At 35.1% G+C, this 18,288-nt stretch carries 21 protein-coding genes, 1 pseudogene and 1 riboswitch; of the genes and pseudogenes, 19 read left to right on the forward strand and 3 right to left on the reverse strand.

Translation table 11 applies throughout. The annotated features are described in order from the left end of the window. The first annotated feature begins 7 nt into the window (after window positions 1–7). The gene (locus tag JF76_RS02570; RefSeq protein WP_045927676.1) at window positions 8–1,354 is read left to right on the forward strand and encodes a hemolysin family protein; all 1,347 of its coding nucleotides are present in this window, start codon (window positions 8–10) and stop codon (window positions 1,352–1,354) included. A gap of 36 nt (window positions 1,355–1,390) precedes the next feature. Here JF76_RS02570 and hpt read toward each other — a convergent pair whose 3' ends face one another. Continuing rightward, a complete protein-coding gene (hpt, locus tag JF76_RS02575; protein ID WP_034977086.1) occupies window positions 1,391–1,960 on the reverse strand; it encodes a hypoxanthine phosphoribosyltransferase in 570 nt (189 codons plus the stop codon). A gap of 241 nt (window positions 1,961–2,201) precedes the next feature. Between hpt and JF76_RS02580 the strand changes: the two genes are divergently transcribed. Next, entirely contained in the window at window positions 2,202–3,284 is a 1,083-nt protein-coding gene (locus tag JF76_RS02580) for a M42 family metallopeptidase (protein ID WP_045927677.1), read from the forward strand. Between the two features lie 67 nt (window positions 3,285–3,351). Further along, a riboswitch (TPP riboswitch) is annotated at window positions 3,352–3,441 on the forward strand. Between the two features lie 42 nt (window positions 3,442–3,483). After that, window positions 3,484–4,062 (forward strand): ECF transporter S component, encoded by a 579-nt coding sequence (locus JF76_RS02585; RefSeq protein ID WP_034977091.1) that lies wholly within the window; start codon window positions 3,484–3,486, stop codon window positions 4,060–4,062. An 81-nt stretch (window positions 4,063–4,143) separates the two neighbouring features. Here JF76_RS02585 and udk read toward each other — a convergent pair whose 3' ends face one another. Further along, entirely contained in the window at window positions 4,144–4,785 is a 642-nt protein-coding gene (gene udk / locus JF76_RS02590; protein WP_045927678.1) for a uridine kinase, read from the reverse strand. 287 nt (window positions 4,786–5,072) lie between these two features. Here udk and JF76_RS10060 point away from each other — a divergent pair, with 287 nt between their 5' ends. From JF76_RS10060 to JF76_RS02655, 13 genes are all read left to right on the forward strand, one after another. Continuing rightward, window positions 5,073–5,792, forward strand: a complete 720-nt coding sequence (locus JF76_RS10060) for a GntR family transcriptional regulator (protein ID WP_045927679.1) — start codon at window positions 5,073–5,075, stop codon at window positions 5,790–5,792. 2 nt (window positions 5,793–5,794) lie between these two features. After that, window positions 5,795–6,484, forward strand: a complete 690-nt coding sequence (locus tag JF76_RS02600) for a GntR family transcriptional regulator (protein WP_045927680.1) — start codon at window positions 5,795–5,797, stop codon at window positions 6,482–6,484. A 14-nt stretch (window positions 6,485–6,498) separates the two neighbouring features. Next, entirely contained in the window at window positions 6,499–6,969 is a 471-nt protein-coding gene (locus JF76_RS02605; protein WP_045927681.1) for a PTS sugar transporter subunit IIB, read from the forward strand. Window positions 6,970–6,982: 13 nt separating this feature from the next. After that, entirely contained in the window at window positions 6,983–7,813 is an 831-nt protein-coding gene (locus JF76_RS02610) for a PTS mannose/fructose/sorbose/N-acetylgalactosamine transporter subunit IIC (protein WP_045927682.1), read from the forward strand. Then, complete coding sequence (locus tag JF76_RS02615) at window positions 7,794–8,615, forward strand: PTS system mannose/fructose/sorbose family transporter subunit IID (protein ID WP_045927683.1); 822 nt, start codon at window positions 7,794–7,796, stop codon at window positions 8,613–8,615. Before JF76_RS02610 ends, JF76_RS02615 begins: the two co-directional genes overlap by 20 nt. An 18-nt stretch (window positions 8,616–8,633) precedes the next feature. Beyond that, window positions 8,634–9,701 (forward strand): SIS domain-containing protein, encoded by a 1,068-nt coding sequence (locus JF76_RS02620; RefSeq protein WP_045927684.1) that lies wholly within the window; start codon window positions 8,634–8,636, stop codon window positions 9,699–9,701. A 26-nt stretch (window positions 9,702–9,727) separates the two neighbouring features. After that, window positions 9,728–10,723, forward strand: coding sequence for an SIS domain-containing protein (locus JF76_RS02625; protein ID WP_045927685.1), 996 nt, complete (start codon window positions 9,728–9,730; stop codon window positions 10,721–10,723). A gap of 15 nt (window positions 10,724–10,738) precedes the next feature. Beyond that, window positions 10,739–11,152 carry a PTS sugar transporter subunit IIA gene (locus JF76_RS02630; RefSeq protein WP_045927686.1) on the forward strand — a complete coding sequence of 138 codons (414 nt, stop codon included), beginning with the start codon at window positions 10,739–10,741 and terminating at the stop codon, window positions 11,150–11,152. Window positions 11,153–11,255: 103 nt separating this feature from the next. After that, the gene (locus JF76_RS02635; protein WP_045927687.1) at window positions 11,256–11,474 is read left to right on the forward strand and encodes a hypothetical protein; all 219 of its coding nucleotides are present in this window, start codon (window positions 11,256–11,258) and stop codon (window positions 11,472–11,474) included. Window positions 11,475–11,576: 102 nt separating this feature from the next. Further along, window positions 11,577–11,804 carry a hypothetical protein gene (locus tag JF76_RS02640; RefSeq protein WP_045927688.1) on the forward strand — a complete coding sequence of 76 codons (228 nt, stop codon included), beginning with the start codon at window positions 11,577–11,579 and terminating at the stop codon, window positions 11,802–11,804. A gap of 253 nt (window positions 11,805–12,057) precedes the next feature. Further along, window positions 12,058–12,393, forward strand: a complete 336-nt coding sequence (locus JF76_RS02645; protein WP_034977128.1) for a PTS sugar transporter subunit IIB — start codon at window positions 12,058–12,060, stop codon at window positions 12,391–12,393. 7 nt (window positions 12,394–12,400) lie between these two features. Next, entirely contained in the window at window positions 12,401–12,778 is a 378-nt protein-coding gene (locus tag JF76_RS02650) for a PTS lactose/cellobiose transporter subunit IIA (RefSeq protein ID WP_045927689.1), read from the forward strand. Between the two features lie 193 nt (window positions 12,779–12,971). Continuing rightward, window positions 12,972–13,913 (forward strand): aldo/keto reductase, encoded by a 942-nt coding sequence (locus JF76_RS02655; RefSeq protein WP_045927690.1) that lies wholly within the window; start codon window positions 12,972–12,974, stop codon window positions 13,911–13,913. A 164-nt stretch (window positions 13,914–14,077) separates the two neighbouring features. Here the strand turns inward: JF76_RS02655 and JF76_RS02660 are convergent, their stop codons facing one another. Continuing rightward, window positions 14,078–15,523: a 6-phospho-beta-glucosidase gene (locus tag JF76_RS02660; RefSeq protein WP_045927691.1), complete on the reverse strand. Its 1,446-nt coding sequence runs from the start codon at window positions 15,521–15,523 to the stop codon at window positions 14,078–14,080. A 151-nt stretch (window positions 15,524–15,674) separates the two neighbouring features. Between JF76_RS02660 and JF76_RS02665 the strand changes: the two genes are divergently transcribed. The 3 genes and pseudogenes from JF76_RS02665 to JF76_RS02675 all read left to right on the forward strand — a co-directional run bounded on the left by JF76_RS02665 (window position 15,675) and on the right by JF76_RS02675 (window position 18,239). Further along, window positions 15,675–16,175 (forward strand): hypothetical protein, encoded by a 501-nt coding sequence (locus JF76_RS02665; RefSeq protein ID WP_045927692.1) that lies wholly within the window; start codon window positions 15,675–15,677, stop codon window positions 16,173–16,175. Between the two features lie 79 nt (window positions 16,176–16,254). Beyond that, window positions 16,255–17,620: pseudogene (gene celB / locus JF76_RS02670) on the forward strand (PTS cellobiose transporter subunit IIC). Window positions 17,621–17,768: 148 nt separating this feature from the next. Then, on the forward strand, window positions 17,769–18,239 hold the full coding sequence (locus tag JF76_RS02675; protein WP_045927693.1) for a Dps family protein: 471 nt from the start codon (window positions 17,769–17,771) through the stop codon (window positions 18,237–18,239). Window positions 18,240–18,288: the final 49 nt, after the last annotated feature.

Genomic DNA, 18,288 nt, shown 5'->3' on the forward strand with positions numbered 1-18,288 from the left:
ATAAATTTTGAGTACGGCCCAAATAGTTACTAATTTAATAGCAACTTTAGTTATTTTTGTTTTTGCAGCTTTCTTTGTGGCTGCAGAATTTGCTTTGGTTCAAACTAGGCCCAGCCAGCTTGAAGATATGCTGTCCAATAAAATTGGCAACCATCGCAAAGTTAAGCGCGCTCTGCATATGACTCATAATTTAAATGAGTACCTCTCCACGACACAGGTCGGGACTACTTTAGTTGGAGTAGTCTTGGGCTGGTTTTCAGCTGATACTTTAGCTGCAATATTTGAAAGAATGTTTAATTTAGTTGATCTTAACCATTCTGTCATTCGCTCTATTAGCGCAATATTAGGCGTTATTCTTTTAACTTATTTAGAAGTTGTGGTTACAGAAATTGTGCCCAAAAATATTGCAATTGACATGCCCGTAAAGATTTTGCTAAAAATTGTGACACCTTTGCAGTTATTTCATACTTTGGTTTACCCTTTCGTTTGGTTACTTAATGCTAGTTCAAATGGTTTACTGAAAATGTTAGGTTTTGAGCCAGCTGATGAGGAAAATCAGGTTTATTCTCAATCAGAAATCATTAAATTATCACGTAAAGCTGTTCATGGGGGTTCACTTGATAAAAACGATCTGACCTATATGAAACGTGCTTTTGAACTGAATGACAAAATAGCTAAAGACATTATGACTGATAGAACACGGCTAGTAGTTATTAATTCAACTGAAACAATTAAGCAAGCTCTTAAAATGTATTTAGATGAAGGTTCAAGCCGAATTCCAGTTGTGCGCGATAACAATAAAGATGATGTTGTTGGCTATATCTATGCTTTTGATGTTATTCAGCAGGGTCAGATTGACGAAAATGTGCCAGTTACGCGTATTATTCGAACGATGATTACTGTACCTGAATCGATGCCAATTCAAGATATTCTCCAATTAATGATTAAAAAGCATACCCCAATTGTCCTTGTTGTGGATGAATATGGTGGTACCAGCGGAATAGTTACAGATAAGGATATTTACGAAGAATTATTTGGTACTGTCAAAGATGAAATTGATGATGTTTCTGATGATTATATAATTAGAGACGAGCAAGGTAATATTCATGTATCCGGCAAAACCACTTTATATGATTTTGCCCGCTACTTTAAAAAGGATTTAAAAAGCTTCCAAGACAGTGACATTATTACAATTGGTGGCTACATGATGGAACATTATCCAGATTTGAAAAAAGGTGAAAAAGTTGAGTTAGAAGGATTTGAATTCAAACTTGACGATATAGAGCAGGGATTTATGCGCTGGTTTATTGTTAAAGCTGTCGACCATGAAAAAGAATCACCTAAAGCAGAGTAGACAGTTAAAAGGAGTTGTCAGTTAGACAACTCCTTTTTATTTATTATTAACTAATTTAATAATTTCAGGTTTTAATACACCAATATATTTTAAATTACGGTAAAAATTCATAAAATCAAGTCCGTAGCCAACTACAAACTCATTTCCGACTTTTGAACCATAATACTCAATATCAACATCTACTTTGCGATTTGCCTCTTTGTTAAGTAAAACGCAGCATTTAACGCTTTTAGCACCACGTTTTTTAAGCAATTCTTTCATAAAATCCAGAGTCAATCCAGTATCAACGATATCTTCAACAATTAACACATCACGATCTTTAACATCTGTGGCTAAATCAGAAACAAGCTTAACTTTGCCGGAAGACTCCATTTCGTTACCATAACTGGAAACGTCCAGGAAATCAATTTCTGCTTTAACATCCATTTCTCTTACTAAATCGGTTAAAAAGAAGATGGCACCTTTAAGAGCCCCCACAATTAAAGGCTTTTTACCAGCATAATCTGTAGTAAGCTGCTTTCCTAACTTGACACACATCTGATGAATGTCATCTTCACTAAACAATTTATGATCAATAATATTATTAATATTGTCGTTTTTTGGCATTTATCTACCCTTCATTTAAAACAATTAAAATTTCTAATATTTTCGATTATATCATTTTTTGGCTAGAAAAACAGATTATTTTGAAGCAATTTAAGTATTTAGGGACTAAATTACGTACAAAAAGCATATATATTAGTAAAAGCAGTAGGATTATTTATCATCTTATTTATTTTTTTAAAGCCTGTAACTCAAGTTTTTGGTAGAATTAATAGATAAGATATTTTAAGTGGAAGGTAAAAAGATGGATAAACAACAAGAAATTAAAATGCTCAAAGCTTTTTCCGATGCTAATTCTACTTCAGGTTTTGAAGAAGAATTTGTTAAATTGTTTACTGAAACTGTGCATGACTTTGCTAATGTCAAAGTTGATGGCATGCTCAACGTTTATGCAGCTAAGAAAGAAAATAAAAAAGATCAACCGGTAATTCAATTAGATGCTCATTCCGACTCTGTTGGTTTTATTACGCAGGCTGTTCGGCCTAATGGAATGATTAAATTTGTACCATTGGGTGGCTGGGTCAAATACAATATTCCTGCTTTACGCGTCAAAATAAAAAATCGTGCAGGTGAGTATGTGCCCGGAGTAGTTGCAACTAAACCCCCGCACTTTATGACTGCAGCTGAAAAAAATAATGTACCCGATGTAGCAGATATGTCAATTGACGTTGGTTCCAGTTCTCGAGCTGAAACTATAAATGATTATCAAATTGATACTGGTTGTCCAATTTTTGTTGATGTCAAATGTGAATACAATGAAAAAAGTGGTCTATTCTTCGGTAAGGACTTTGATGACCGTTTTGGCGCAGCTGCTATGGCAGATGTTCTTGACAATTTAAAGGACGAACAATGCGATTTTAACGTTGTTGCTGCACTTTCAAGCCAGGAAGAAGTGGGTTTGCGAGGTGCATATGTCACAGCTAGAGCTGTAAAGCCGGATTTAGCTATAGTCTTGGAATCTTGTCCAGCGGATGATACTTTTACCCCAGAGTGGTTATCGCAGACAGGGTTAAAACGAGGACCAATGCTGCGTGACATGGATACATCCTTTTTACCTAATCCTAAATTTCAGCAATATGCCTGTGATTTAGCAGATAAAAATCATATTCCGTATACTCGGTCGGTTCGTACCGGTGGCGGACAGGATGGAGCTGCAATTTATTATGAAAACGGAGCACCAACTATTGTAATTGGCATTCCAGTGCGCTATGAACATTCGCCATATTGTTTTAGTGCTTATTCCGATTTTAAAGCTTCCGTAGATCTGACGCTAGCTATTATTCGTGATCTTACAAAAGAGAAATTAGCAAGTTTTAGTCAGTTTTAAAAATACTTGTTCTTTTGAATAGAGCAGAAAAACTAGTTAAAATGTGATATACTAGTAAGAAATGAATATCAGTCACTAGGGGTGCCAAATAGCTGAGAAATACCCTCTGAACCTGAACGGGACAATACCTGCGTTAGGGAAGTGTTAAATTTAGTTACTAAAGATACTCCTAATGACATATAAAGTTAGGAGTATTTTTATGTTTACAAGGTCTTCAAAATGGAATGTGAAGTCAATTATTTTAATTGCACTGATTGGTATCATTATGGGTGTTATTTATACCTATGGTTTTAACTGGGCTTTTAATTTAGTTAAGATGCTTTTGGTACCCACAGGTTTTGCGCCAGTAACAGACACTGTTTTTTCTGGTTTATGGCTTATGGCGGGACCACTGGCAATGTATTTTGTTCCTACGCCTGGTTCTGGGACAATAGGTGAACTGCTGGCATCAATTGTTGAAATGGCTATTGGTGGGCAGTGGGGAGCCACTACTATTCTTTCAGGTGTCATTCAGGGTGCGACTAATGAAATTGGCTTTTTTCCTAAAAAAGAGCGTTACCAAAAGTTTACCTGGAAAAGCGTATTAACCGGTGCATTCTTTGCATCATTTGGCTGTTTTATCCCATCATATATTTTATATGGTTGGAGTAAATTCAGTATGCAGGTTCAAATTGTGATGTTTATTACTAATATCATTTCTTCGCTAGTTTTCGATGGCGTTTTAGTTAAACTGATCACAAATTTATTCGATAATGCGTTAAAGCCAAAAGTTGATTAAATACGCAAAAAGGAGTAATGCATTTTGTACTGAGCCCCAAAAGTTATCGAACTTTTGGGGCTCAGGTCGCTTACTCCTTTTTTATTGCTCTTTTTTACTTAAAATAGAATGAACCTTAGTAGTCAACATATCAATTGCCACATCATTTTTGCCACCTTCCGGAACAATAATGTCGGCATAACGCTTAGTAGGTTCTATAAATTGATGATACATTGGCTTAACCGTGCTCAGATACTGGTCAATTACAGATTCAATAGAGCGACCCCTTTCATTTAAGTCCCGTTCTAAGCGCCTAATGAAACGAATATCGTCGTCTGTGTCAACATATACTTTGATATCCATTAAATCACGAATCTCTTTGTTAGCTAAAACAAGAATTCCTTCAAGGATAATGATATCGGCTGGTTCCTTGTGAATGGTTTTTTGGCTGCGATTATGTTCTTTAAAGTCATAAACGGGCATCTCAATTGGCTTGTATGCCAGCAAATCACGCAGTTGCTTTTCGAGTAAAGGTACATCAAAGGCATCGGGATGATCATAATTGATCTTCATTCGTTTAGCCATGGGGATACCGGTATTATCTTTATAGTAAGAGTCCTGCGTCATAATCAGAACATGTTCATTTTCCTGCATTTGTGCAACAATTTTTTGAGCAATTGTGGTTTTCCCACTGCCTGAGCCACCAGTAATACCGATCACGACAGGCCTTTCTAGTCTCGACATTATGCCACTCCTTTTTTAATCCTTAAACATTTTACTTTACTTTGCCCCTAATTACCAACAGTTAAGGCAAATTCCACTATTAAAACGTCCTCAAGCAGATAAAAATGCGGATTAAATAAAAAAACATTGACAATGTAAGTGGAAGCGATTACTATAAGTCTGGTACCAAAAATAATAAAGATATATTTTAAAATATTGATTGCCTTGATTTTAGCCCCTTAAAAAGGGAAATCTTTAAAAAAAGAAGCAATAAAATAAAATAATGATACCAGAACGAAGACGATATCATGGAATTTAAAGAAAGAACTGCTGCAGTACAAGTACAAGAATACTTAGAATTTTTAATTCACTTTAAAAAAGTGAGTGAATTGCCTTCACAACGGGAAATTTCAGAAAAATTACAAGTTAGTCGTAATGCAGTTAAACATGCTTTAGACAGGCTTAAAAATGAAGGCCAAATACAAGCCAAAGAACGAACGGGAATAATTTCTAACAGGAAAATTGACATTAATATGCTAGGCATGGACTCAATGACAACTGAACTTAAGAATAAAACTGTCAAAATTAAGCACTTGGCAACCACCATTGAAAAAATGCCAGGGAGATTAAAGGATTTTTTTAATGCACCTGAAGGACTGGTTATCAAGATTGCACGAATTAGGTTTGTCAAAGATATTCCTTTAACCTATGAAATAACATATTTTAATCAAACAGATTTTACCAGACTGGCAAATATTGATTTTACTAATAAGTCACTTTATGAGGTACTGGAAAAAGAATATCAGATCAAACCAACATATGGTAGAGAGAGTATCTGTTGTTTTTTGGCTGATAAAAAAATAGGCAGTCTGTTGCAGGTCAAAAAGGGGACTCCTCTCTATCAAGTGAACAGCTTTAATTATCAAGATGACGATTTTCCAATTGAGAGTACTACCCAATATTTATTAGGAAATAAATTTAAATATCATTTTAATGCCAATAATATTTATGATTATCAAGAGGATTAGTTTTGCTTTTTAAAGAAATATATGCTGATTTGGATCAAAGAATCAATAATGGCGGTTATCCGCCCGGTAGCACGCTCCCAAATGAAGCTGAATTGCAAAAAAAATATGATGTTAGTAGAACCACAATTAGAAAAGCTGTTAATAAATTAGTAGCTGAAAATAAAGTTGTGCGTAAAAAAGGAAGTGGTTTATTTGTTGCTCCAATAATTTCTAAGCAAAATATTTTGGAAATGACAGGCATTATTAGGCCGTTATATTTGGAGTCATCGGACAAAATAAAATTTAAGGATACTTATCTAAGGCTAGTTGGTTCATATTATGCTGCAGTTTTTAATGTGAACTCACAGGAGTTATTATATGATATTTCTTTTAGAGCGGAAATTAAGGGTGAAATTACCTGTGAACATTTACTTTTACTTTTAGATAACTTTCCGGGATTTGATTCAAATTGCTTAAAAGTAATGTCAATTATTGAAGCGGTCAATACCGGTACACAGAAGCCAGATGATGTTTACCAAGACTTTCAGTTAATTAAAGCAACAGAAGAAATTAGTAAGCAATTTCATATCCAAGAAAAAGATCCTGTGTTTAAAATTACGAACCTGTTTTCAACTAGACAAGGTAAAATTGTAGCCCTAGAGTACAGACTGCAGGATGCTGTAAAAACAAGGTACTCAATAGATTTTAGTTAATGGAGGAAAGAAAAATGATTAAACTAGTGCGAGTTGACCATCGCTTGGTCCATGGGCAAGTAGCTGTTTCCTGGTTTAATAGTTTAGACGTTAATACGATATTTGTAGTAAATGATGATGTTGCCCATGATGATTTTCGCAAATCGGCCATCAGATTGGCAAAACCGGAAAAGTCTAAACTGGTAATGAAGTCTGTAGCAGACAGTATTAAAGCAATTAATTCTGGGGTAACCGATAAATATAAAATGTTAATCGTAGTGGAATCGGTTGCTGACGCCGTTGAATTAATTAAAGGAACTGGAGACAAAATAACGAGCCTTAATCTTGGTGGCACTAAGCCTAGAGAAGGAACAACAAACTACTCTAAAACAATTAATTTAACTGCAGAGGAGGCTAATGAATTAGCTCAGTTGCAGCAAAAGGGAGTAGATGTTTGGATTCAGCAGGTGCCAAATGATGAGAAACAAGAATTTCATAAAAAATGATTGGAGGTAAATAATGAATGTATATTTAACCGCAATTATTTTGGCTTTAATTGCGATGATGGGTAACGGTGAATACTTTGTTGGTTCATCCATGCTGTCAAGGCCACTTGTAACCTGTACGCTAACTGGCTTAGTCTTGGGTAATCTGCATCAGGGAATTATTATGGGGGCAACTTTGGAGTTAGCCTTTGTTGGTTCATTTTCTATTGGTGCGGCAATCCCCCCAGAAATAATTTCCGGTAGTGTTTTGGGAACTGCTTTCGCCATCGGAGCGGGCAAGAGTACTGCGGTTGCTTTAACCTTGGGGATTCCAATTGCATCTCTGGTTTTGGTAATCAAAAATTTGTGCTTTATTTTCATATTACCGTTCTTCGTTCACCGCGCTGATAAATATGCCGAAGAAGCTGATGGCAGTGGTGTAAGTCGGATGAACGTACTGGGCGGCTTTTTCTCGGTTAACCTGCCAATAGGTTTAGTAGTTGGTATTTCCTATGTCCTAGGCAGCCCGGTAATTAAAGCAATTTTAGCAGTCATTCCCCAATTTATTATTAATGGCTTGGGAATTGCCACAGGGCTTCTACCAGCATATGGTTTTGCTCTGCTGCTTAAGATGATGGTCAACAAGAATAATGTCACTTTCTTTATTATTGGTTTTGCCTTGGCAGTCTATCTCAAAGTATCAGTAACTGGGGTAGCTATTTTCGGCGCATGTTTGGCCCTTATTCTAACTGGCTATTCCGCTTTTAAAGGCCAACCGTTAGTAAATACTGCTGCTAATTCTAATAACACAAGTGAAAAAGATGCAGATGATGGAGGCATAGATTATGAAGATGAAGAATTCTAAGTTACTCACTAGAAAAGATTTAATGAAAACATTCTGGCGGTCCTTTACGATGGAATGGGCTTGGAATTATGAACGCCAAATGAATCTTGGCTATGCCTACTCTATGGTTCCGGCTTTACGAAAGATCTATGGTAAAAACAAGGAAAAATTAAAGGACGCTTATAAGCGGCACCTTGAGTTTTATAATGTTACGCCATGGCTAAGTACTTTTCCTTTAGGTATTTCAATCGCAATGGAAGAGCAAAACGAACTTGATCCAGATTTTGATGCTGCCTCAATCAATAACATTAAAGTTGCTTTAATGGGACCTTTGAGTGGTATTGGTGATTCATTCTTTTGGGGTACGTTAAGGGTTATTGCTACAGGAATTGGTACTTCTCTTGCAATGCAAGGTAATATTTTAGGACCAATTTTGTTCTTGCTAATTTTTAATATTCCGGCCATTATCACTAGATACTACGGTTTGTTTATTGGCTACAATATCGGTTCCTCCTTTATCGACAAAGTGCAAAAGACAGGTTTAATGGATAAGCTAACTTATGGCGCTTCAGTTTTAGGACTTGCTGTTGTCGGGGCTATGGTTGCGACCATGGTAACGTTAAAAATGCCTTTGAAGATTGGCAGTGGTGCTGAAGCAACCACCGTCCAAAAAATTTGTGATGGCATTGTTCCTGGTATTTTACCTCTGTTGTTCACATTCTTTATTTTCTGGCTTGATAAAAAAGGTTGGAAATCACAATATATTTTGTTGCTGATAGCAGCAATCGGAATATTTGGTGCCTGGTCAGGACTGCTGGGTTAGTAATTTAAGGAGACTCTTGTGAAAAGTATAGAAGATTATGTCCACTTAGAACCAAAATACTATGAAGCAGTTTTGCAAAATTATGCCGACTTGTTTGACAATCAGATAGCACAAATAAATCATAATATTACTAATGTTGTTATTTATGCAACTGGTTCAAGTTCTAACGCCGCATATGGTGCATTGCCGTTTATGAGTAATATTTTAAAAATGCCGGTAAAAATTGAAGAGCCTTCTATTGCAGAAAATTATTTGCTTCATGTTGAGCCAAATTCTTTATGCATTGCAATATCTCAAGGCGGTCACAGCTATTCCGTAGTAAAAATTATTCAGCGATTACAAGATGCCGGTAATACGGTCTTTGCTTTAACCAGTGAGCTTGATAGTCCAGTTGGAAAAGTTTGTCAGCACGTTTTGGATATGGGAATGCCAATTGAAGAAATGCCTTATGTCAGTGCTGGCTATAGCGTAGAAATTTTAGATTTAATGTTGCTAGCAATGTTAATTGCACAAAAAACAGGCAAACTTTCGTCTGTAGAATTTACAAAACTTTTGGCTGAAATAAAAAGTATAGTCCTTAAAATGCCTGAAGTAATTAATAGTGCAAGCAACTGGGTTGAAAATAACATTAGTAATTTTGCCACTGCGAAAAGATTAGTTTTTATCGGTTACGGTGCAGCTTATGGTGTCAGCCGCGAAGGTGAAACCAAGACGACTGAAGCTGTCAGAATTAATTCGTGGGGAAAAGAACTGGAAGAATACATGCATGGTCCTTATCTGGGATTGAATGCGGATGACTTTATCATTTGTATAGACCCGATGGGAAAACTCCACGATAGGATGGATCTTTTAAAGCAGTTCTTAAATAAGCATGTTAAAAATGTCTACACAATATATGCAGGTAAAGATGAAAATGCAACAGCTGACGACCTCAGTTTAGGTATTACAACAAGTGAACTTTTGGCTTCTTTATTTATGACGGTACCGGTTCACTTGCTAGCCTATAAGTTATCACAAGTGAAGAAGATAGATTTGCAACATTCTGCGTACCCGGATTTTGATCAGATAACAGCTTCAAAAATATAGAATAATTTTAAAAAAGAGGAAGAAAAATGCGTAAATTTAACAAGCAAAAATTAATTGATAGTATGACTGGTGCCCTTAAACTGCGGAGCCAAATTAACGATGTGATTGATCCACTATTTAAAAAAGGCATAACCAATATTTGCTGGCTGGGAATCGGTGGCACCTATGCTTCGGGGATGCAGGCTAATATCCACATGAAAGAAAAAAGTGGTTTAGAAACTTTTTATCAAAATGCCGCTGAATATAATGTAACTGGTAATAAACGTATTACCGACAAGACCTTGGTGGTAATTTCCTCAGTTACTGGAAATACCAAAGAAATGGTTGATGCAGTTAAAAACATAAATCAAGTTGGTGCAATCATTTTAGGTTTTATGGACGACCCACACGCTAAATTAGCTTCAATGCTAACGTATTGTATTTCTTATCCTGAAAATGAACAGTTAAAATTCTTTATGGTCGGAGACCGCTTAATGTATTTGAACGGTGAATTTCCAGATTATGATGAGTTTTATCAAGAAATGGATCAACATTTTGCACAAGACATTGCTGATATTGAAGAAAATGCGGATGATTTTGCCCAAAAATTTGCCGAGAAACACCATGACGATGAAATTCACTATTTTGTCGGTGCCGGCAATCAATGGGGCGCAACTTATTCATATGCAATGTGCTATTGGGAAGAACAACACTGGATTAGAACGCGCGCAGTGGAAGCAGCAGAATTTTTCCATGGGATGTTTGAAATCGTTGATCGTGATACTCCAGTTACTGTCTATGTTGGTGAGGACAGTCAACGGCCATTAAGTGAACGTGTTGCTAAATTTTTACCAGAAATTTGTGGTAACTATACTATTATTGATTCTAAAGACTATGACCTGCCAGGTTTTTCAGAAAAATATCGTGGCACCTTGTCACCGTTTGTCTTCCATGCGATTAATAACAGAATTGACGTTCACATTGAACATATTAACCGTCATCCGATGGATATTCGCCGTTACTACCGCTGTTTAGATTATTAATTATAGTGTGATTATATGGTTGGAGTAATTATTTGTACACATGGTAATTCAGCACCTGAATTATTAAAGTCAGCAGAAATGATTTGTGGTAAACAAGAAAATTGCCAAACCGTGAGTTTCAAAGAGGGCGAATCTTTAGAACAATTAAAGTCTGAAATAAGTGAAAAAATCAGCCAACTAAAAGGAACAGTTTTTTGTTTAACAGATCTAAAGGGAGGAACTCCTTTTAATACGCTGGTCAGCTTACTAAAGAGCAATCCGGAAATGGAAATTATCACGGGTGTTAATATTCCCATGTTGCTGGAACTGTTCATCAATCGTAGTCAGTTAGAAACAGAGGAGTTGCTTTCTGCTACTTTAGAGGCAGGTAAAACTGGAGTTTATCACTACCAAGATATTGATTCTGGGACAGCAGATGAAGAATTCTAAATAAGAGAGTATAGCAAAGATGCTATACTTTTTTTATTAAAAGACTTATAATAGGAAAAACTAAAATGAAAGGGCTTTTTTAATATCGAAGAAGGCGGTTGTAATGAGAAGCTTTTTCAATGGTATAATATTTCAGAAAATAATAGGCATAGTTTTAATTGTATTGGCTGTCTTTGAAATAATTAGCAGTTACAAATATACTAAGAAAATTTTGCAGAATGGTACAAATAACGGGTTCTCGCTTTTTGCAATTATTTTTGCTTTTATTTTTGGGATAATACTATTAGTTGGCGGATTTATTTGTGTGTTTTATCATTTTTAAATTTAAAGTTAAAAAAATATGATAAATTTTCCCCACCTTATTTTCAAAAGGTGGTAAAATTGATTTATAATATAGTAAGTTAATTTAAAAGAGGGTGTTAAAATGACAAACTTTTTAACAAGTGCAGCTTTTTTAATGATCGTTGCTGTGATTATGATGGCCTTAGGGTCTTATCAAATAGTTAATAGTGTCGTTTATATCCGTGGAATTTTGCATAAAGGTACCAATAATGGATTTATGCCACTTGCAATGTGGACATCTTTAATTCTTGGTTTGGCTTTGCTAATTATTGGTATTGCTGGAATTGTTATGACTTTTAGAGGATTTTAATTGATTTTTAAAAGACCATAGATGATTATTGTGTAAATTTTCAAAAGATGCATTTAGACTATATTATATTAATATTCGTGGTAAGCAAAGTAGTGCATAACCACGAATATTTATTTTTAATTAGAAAAAATTAGATGTAATTATACATTTCGAATAATGTAAAAATTAATGGATATATTAGTAAGCGCTATTTTAAACGTGCTATAATAGAAGATATTAATATTAGGATACATTTTAGGAGGAAAGTATTATTATGGCAGAACAAACTATTATGCTTAATTGCAGTGCTGGAATGAGTACATCTTTATTAGTTACCAAGATGCAGCAAGCTGCGAAGGATCAGGGTATTGATGCACATATTTTTGCGTGCCCAGCTTCAGAAGCTTCACAACACATTGAACAAGATCATCCCGACTGTGTGTTGCTTGGGCCGCAAATTCGTTATATGGAAGACGATTTTAAGAATAAAGTCCAAGGTCAAGGAAAAGAAGGCAAGGACATTCCTCTTGGAGTTATTGATATGCGTGCTTATGGCATGATGGATGGTAAAAAAGTTTTACAACAAGCTGAAGACTTAATTAACGGATAAGGGGATTATGATGTCTGAAAAGGAAACACCTGAACAAAAGGAACAAGAAACTTTAGAAGCAGCCATGGGACTTATTGCCAATGGTGGTAACGCTAAAAGCCTTGCTTTTGAAGCTATTCGTCTCGCAAAAAAGGGTGACATTGCAGGTGCACGTGCCAAATTGAAAGAATCGGATCAATCTTTGAACGAAGCACATAATTCTCAAACAGGGATGTTAACAAAAGAAGCTCAAGGAGATCATACGAAGGTTACCCTTCTGGTAGTTCATTCACAAGATCACTTGATGAATGCAATAACCTTTAGGGATTTGGCTGGAGAAATGGTAGATCTATATGAAAAACTTTTCAAAGCAGGTGCGTTAAAGAAAGAAACTGAGAATAAGTAATTAAAAACTAATGACTGTGGTATCTCAATCAGTTTAATATTGGGGATTTTTTATAAATTCCATAGGTAGAAACACTGAATTAACATAATTGATTTAGCTTTACTTGAAATATGGTCTGCTTTTTTCTTACATGTATAAATTACAAAACTATTGCCTTGAGCCTCTCAAGTCATTTATTTAGGAGAGAATCAACATGAAACAAATAAAAATTGGTAAAAGTGACGTTTATACTACTCCGTTAGGTTTAGGAACTAACAAAGTTGGTGGACATAACTTATTTCAGAATTTAGATGAACAAGATGGCTATGATCTTTTAAGAGAAGCTTTAAAACAAGGAATTAATTTTTTTGATACAGCTTATGTATATGGTCTTGGAAGATCTGAAGAAATTATTGGTGATGTAGTGCAAGACTATGATCGTTCAAAAGTAATAATTGCTACTAAGGCTGCCCAAGATAAGTCTCATGATATGGCTATCAATAATAGTCCTGAGTTTATTAAAAAAGCGGTCGATGAAGCCTTGTTAAGGTTGAAAACTGATTATATTGATATTTTTTATATTCATTTTCCAGACAAGGATACACCAAAAGATGAAGTAATTGAAACTTTAGATGAAATACGAAAAGCAGGCAAAATAAGAGCAATCGGCGTTTCCAATTTTTCTTTAGCTCAGATTAAAGAAGCAAATAAAAATGGCAAAGTTGATATTGTTGAAGACCAGTTCAGCCTAGTTCACCAAGCTCCAGTTAAAGAGGAATTAAAGTACTTACAGGAAAATAATATTTCCTTTGTACCTTTCTTCCCATTAGCATCAGGACTTTTAACAGGAAAATACTATCTAAAAGACTGGGAAAAGTTTAAAAATAGTGATGGTGGACAATTATTGGGAGATTTCAGTGAAGAGCAGTATAAAGATGCTATGAAAGGGATTGATGGAATACGAAAAATTGCTGCTGATCATCAAGCAACGGTTACACAAACCGTATTAGCTTGGTATATGGCAAATCCAGCAATTAGTGTTGTAATTCCAGGTGCTCGTAATGCTGATCAAGTTAAAAGCAATGCAGCTGCAATGCAGGTTAATTTGACAACAGACGAATATCAGCAAATAGATCAATTATTTAGTAACTTTTAAAAAATAGTAACGAAGTTAATTTAACAGTATAGTTATGCTTTTATTACTATCTGTTACTTTTAAGGGCTTTTCAGGATCTATGATAAAAATTTGAATACTTAAAAAATAAGCGATTCCTGCTAATTGGCGGAATCGCTTATTTTATGATTTTTTTAAATATTATTTTAATCTAAATCAAGACCATTTGAACTAATAACTTTTTTATACCAATCAAATGAATCTTTGCGTGAGCGCTTCAAAGTACCTTCGCCAGCATCATTTTTGTCTACATAGATAAAGCCATAACGTTTATCCATTTGCCCTGTTCCAGCAGATACCAGGTCAATTGGCCCCCATGGCAGGTAACCCATTAAGTCAACTCCGTCAATTTCAACTGCTTTTTCCATTTCAGAAATGTGCTTTCTTAAGTAATCTACTCTGTAATCATCGTGAATAGAACCATCTTTTTCAACTTTGTCGTAAGCACCCAGGCCATTTTCAACGATGAATAAAGGTTTATGATAACGATCAGTTAAGTGGTTTAAAGCAATTCTTAAGCCAGCTGGATCAATTTCCCAGCCCCAATCACTTTTTTCCAAAGTTGGATTAGCAGCTTTTGCTTTAGATAAGTCACTTAATTCATCAGCTTTTACATTTTGGGCTGACACTGTTGTTGTTTGATAGTAACTAAAGCCGACATAGTCCACTGTACCTTCCTTGAGTACAATTCTGTCTTCATCAGTAATATCAGGACGATAGCCGTTTCGTTCAATATATGCTTCAACTTCTTTCGGATATTCACCAAAGACATGAACGTCTGAAAACCAGTCGCGCCGTTGCTCAAACTTGTCCGCTAAAAGCATATCAGCAGATGAAGGAGTCAAAGGCCTTACTGGAGAATAGTTAATCATACAGCCAATTTGAAAATCTGGATTAATCTTATGTCCAACTTTAACAGCTAAGGCAGAGGCAACCAGTTCATAATGAGCTGCTTGATACATTGCAGCTTCTTTTTCTTTGTCAGTCATTTTCTTGAGAATAATTCCCGAATTTGTGGCCATTAAAAAGTCATCATTGTATGCAGACTGGTTATCGATCTCATTAAATGTCATCCAATATTTTACTTTACTTTGATACCGTTTGAAGCAAACTGTGGCAAAGCGAACAAAGAAATCAATTACTTTGCGGTTAGTAAAGCCGTGGTATTTCTTAACTAAATTAAATGGTATTTCAAAGTGAGATAAAGTAATTACTGGCTCAATGCCGTAGTGATGGCAAGTATCGAACAAGTCATCATAAAATTTTAAACCGGCTTCGTTTGGCTGTTCATCGTCACCATTAGGAAAAATTCTAGTCCAGGCAATGGAGGTTCTGAAGGCTTTAAAACCCATTTCTGCCATTAATTTTATATCTTCTTTATAGTGATGATAAAAGTCTATTGCACTATGGTTAGGGTAATTTTTGCCTGCAACAATTCCGTCAGTAATTTCGCGTGGCTTAGAAGCAGAACCTACTGTCATGACGTCAGCAACTGACATTCCTTTGCCATCTTCGTTCCAAGCACCTTCTAACTGATGAGCAGCAACTGCTCCTCCCCATAAAAATCCATCTGGCATTTTTGCTGAATACATTTTTATCTCCTTTTTAGTTAATTGTGATAGCGTTAACAGGTATATTTTATAACAATTATTACCTATAGTTCAAGGCGTACAATTATTATCATTATTTGATTAATTTAGACTATACTTATTAATATAATATAATAAAGGAATGAAGCTTAAAATGAACAGTTCTTCAGAGAAAAATAAAGTTGAACGTAAAAAGCATGATGATAAGATCAAATATCTTTATTTTAGCCGTTATCTAATGGTTCGTTATTGTGTTGTCATTTTTTTGTTTGCTAACCTTTTTTGGCTGTTAATTTTAGTTCAATATAAAAAACTCTTAGGGATAATTTTATCTGGTATACTAACTCTCTTCTCCTGCATTGCTGCTATAGAACAGTTAACAAAAATGTACAACCACAAGAGTGATGAACCAATTACAAGAATTTATTTTTGGATTCAAATTGTTGCTAATACTTTTCTGATCTTTTGTCTGTTTTTACCTTTTAAATTGCAAATTTTCCCTTTTATAACCAGTACAAGCTCAAATTATTTTATGATTGCTATTTTATTAGTTGGCATTTTATTAGCTTATTTCTGTGAACGTAGAATACATAACATTATTATTGGAAAAGATAAATATTTAAACGCAATCGAAACTGTAATAAAAGATAAATAATTGCATTTCATTTGAACACGCTTACAATATTTATTAATAGTAGTTAATTATGTGTTACTATTTGAAAGGAGTATATTTTATGGCTGAACCAAATCAAAAACCAATAAAAGATCGAATTGCTGAAGTGGCCGGTAAATTTGCTGCCACAAGATTTGTAAGGTCGATTATGGATGCTGGTTATAGCGTTATTTCATTTTCGATAATTGGGTCTATTTTCTTAATTTTGACTGTATTGCCACAAGCAATTCCCGCTCCAGAGTTTGCTACTTGGTACGCGGGAACAATAGGTCGTCTTACTAATCTGTTTCAGTCTGTGTATAATGCTACTATGGGCATCATCGCACTAGTTTTCTCTGGTACTTTTGCTTACTCTTATACAAAAATTTACCGTGATGAAGAACATTTAAACTTGATACCTATAGATGGCTTGATGATGTTCTTAATGGGGTTCTTTATTACCGTAGCTGAATTAGTTTGGAAAAATGGCAGAGTAGAATTTATAACCATATTTACTAAAGACAAAATGGTTGCTGGCGGATACCAAGCAGCTCCATTAACCGGTATTTATCGTATAGGTGCTGTAGGTATTTTTATTGGATTAGTGGTAGCGTGGATAACCGTTCAGATTTATCGCTTTACAATTAAGCACAACTGGCAAATAAAAATGCCAGATTCAGTCCCATCAGGAGTGGCAAACTCATTTAGTGCCATGATACCTGGTTTTTGTGTTGCTGTAGTGATGTCGGCAATTAATATGGCCTTAGTTTTGGCAGGAACTGATTTATTCAATGTGTTATTTATCCCGTTTTCTTTCATCAGCAATATTGCGGATACTTGGTGGGGATTCCTGATCATACTCTTTTTAATTCACTTTTTATGGTGGTTTGGAATTCATGGCGCAACAATTATTAGCTCCTTTTATTCACCAATAGTTTTAGCCAATATGCAAGCAAATGTTAATCAAGGTACTCACCATGTTTTTGCTGGTGAAATTTTAAATGCGTTTGTTACAATTGGTGGTTCAGGTGCCACATTAGGTGTTGCTATCTGGCTGGTATTAAGAGCACGTTCAACACAGTTGAAAGAATTAGGTAAAGTTGAAATTGTACCAGCAATTTTCAATATAAACGAACCAATTCTGTTCGGGTTGCCAATTGTGTATAATATTGACTTATTTGTGCCGTTTATTTGTGCTCCAATGGCTTCCGGACTGGTAGCTTATTTAGCTATTGCGGCAAGGATAGTTCCGGTCATTAGAGTACAACAGCCTTGGCCAACACCAGTTGGTATTGGTGGCTACTTAGCTACGACAAGCTGGCAAGGAGGGGATCCTCGCAATTATATGTGCAATAGTTGCATTTATAATCTGGTATCCGTTTATTAAGCATTATGACAATGTTACTCTAAAGAAAGAGAAGAACAATGCAACCCCAGATGTTGCATAAAAAATAGATTATTTAAAATCTGTCTGGTAAAGGCAGATTTTTTATTATAGTAAGACTAAAAAATGCTAAACAATATTTTAGTATTAATAGCGCTTACTCGCTATAATAAAAGTGTAACAATATTATTTAATTTTGGAGGCACTTTTATATGAAATATCCAAAGACTAAAGAAGTTTTAAATCAATTGGTCGCTGATTTGACACAATTACATATGGTAGTTCACCAACATCACTGGTACATGCGTGGTAATCGCTTTTTGAAATTACACCCATACTTAGACAAGGTAATGGATGAACTAGCTGACCAACTGGATGAAGTGTCTGAACGTTTAATTACCCTTGATGGTTCTCCAGTTTCAACCTTAAGTGAAATAGCAGCTAAAACTAAGATTCCTGATGAAAAGGGCAATTGGGATGAAACAATTGATGAGCGCTATGCAAAAATTATTGCTGATTACCATTACCTTGATCAGCTCTATGAAGAAGGCATTAAAGTCAGTGATGAAGAAGGAGATTACTCAACCAATGATTTGTTGACCGGTTTTCACACTGATGTAGAAAAGAGAATTTGGATGATGTCAGGCGAAATTAATAAGGCTCCTGAAATTGATCCAGAATAATAAAGTCAAGTTTAAAAAGCAGTTTATGACTGCTTTTTTTGTGTCTTCT

It is taken from the genome of Lactobacillus kullabergensis (assembly GCF_000967195.1).
Classification (GTDB): domain Bacteria; phylum Bacillota; class Bacilli; order Lactobacillales; family Lactobacillaceae; genus Lactobacillus; species Lactobacillus kullabergensis.

Bases quoted from the DNA above. Each gene is read 5' to 3' on its own strand.
- hpt (WP_034977086.1), bottom strand. From the start codon at position 1,960: ATGCCAAAAAACGACAATATTAATAATATTATTGATCATAAATTGTTT.
- JF76_RS02580 (WP_045927677.1), top strand. From the start codon at position 2,202: ATGGATAAACAACAAGAAATTAAAATGCTCAAAGCTTTTTCCGATGCT.
- JF76_RS02585 (WP_034977091.1), top strand. From the start codon at position 3,484: ATGTTTACAAGGTCTTCAAAATGGAATGTGAAGTCAATTATTTTAATT.
- udk (WP_045927678.1), bottom strand. From the start codon at position 4,785: ATGTCGAGACTAGAAAGGCCTGTCGTGATCGGTATTACTGGTGGCTCA.
- JF76_RS10060 (WP_045927679.1), top strand. From the start codon at position 5,073: ATGGAATTTAAAGAAAGAACTGCTGCAGTACAAGTACAAGAATACTTA.
- JF76_RS02605 (WP_045927681.1), top strand. From the start codon at position 6,499: ATGATTAAACTAGTGCGAGTTGACCATCGCTTGGTCCATGGGCAAGTA.
- JF76_RS02610 (WP_045927682.1), top strand. From the start codon at position 6,983: ATGAATGTATATTTAACCGCAATTATTTTGGCTTTAATTGCGATGATG.
- JF76_RS02615 (WP_045927683.1), top strand. From the start codon at position 7,794: ATGAAGATGAAGAATTCTAAGTTACTCACTAGAAAAGATTTAATGAAA.
- JF76_RS02625 (WP_045927685.1), top strand. From the start codon at position 9,728: ATGCGTAAATTTAACAAGCAAAAATTAATTGATAGTATGACTGGTGCC.
- JF76_RS02630 (WP_045927686.1), top strand. From the start codon at position 10,739: ATGGTTGGAGTAATTATTTGTACACATGGTAATTCAGCACCTGAATTA.
- JF76_RS02635 (WP_045927687.1), top strand. From the start codon at position 11,256: ATGAGAAGCTTTTTCAATGGTATAATATTTCAGAAAATAATAGGCATA.
- JF76_RS02640 (WP_045927688.1), top strand. From the start codon at position 11,577: ATGACAAACTTTTTAACAAGTGCAGCTTTTTTAATGATCGTTGCTGTG.
- JF76_RS02645 (WP_034977128.1), top strand. From the start codon at position 12,058: ATGGCAGAACAAACTATTATGCTTAATTGCAGTGCTGGAATGAGTACA.
- JF76_RS02650 (WP_045927689.1), top strand. From the start codon at position 12,401: ATGATGTCTGAAAAGGAAACACCTGAACAAAAGGAACAAGAAACTTTA.
- JF76_RS02655 (WP_045927690.1), top strand. From the start codon at position 12,972: ATGAAACAAATAAAAATTGGTAAAAGTGACGTTTATACTACTCCGTTA.
- JF76_RS02660 (WP_045927691.1), bottom strand. From the start codon at position 15,523: ATGTATTCAGCAAAAATGCCAGATGGATTTTTATGGGGAGGAGCAGTT.
- JF76_RS02665 (WP_045927692.1), top strand. From the start codon at position 15,675: ATGAACAGTTCTTCAGAGAAAAATAAAGTTGAACGTAAAAAGCATGAT.
- JF76_RS02675 (WP_045927693.1), top strand. From the start codon at position 17,769: ATGAAATATCCAAAGACTAAAGAAGTTTTAAATCAATTGGTCGCTGAT.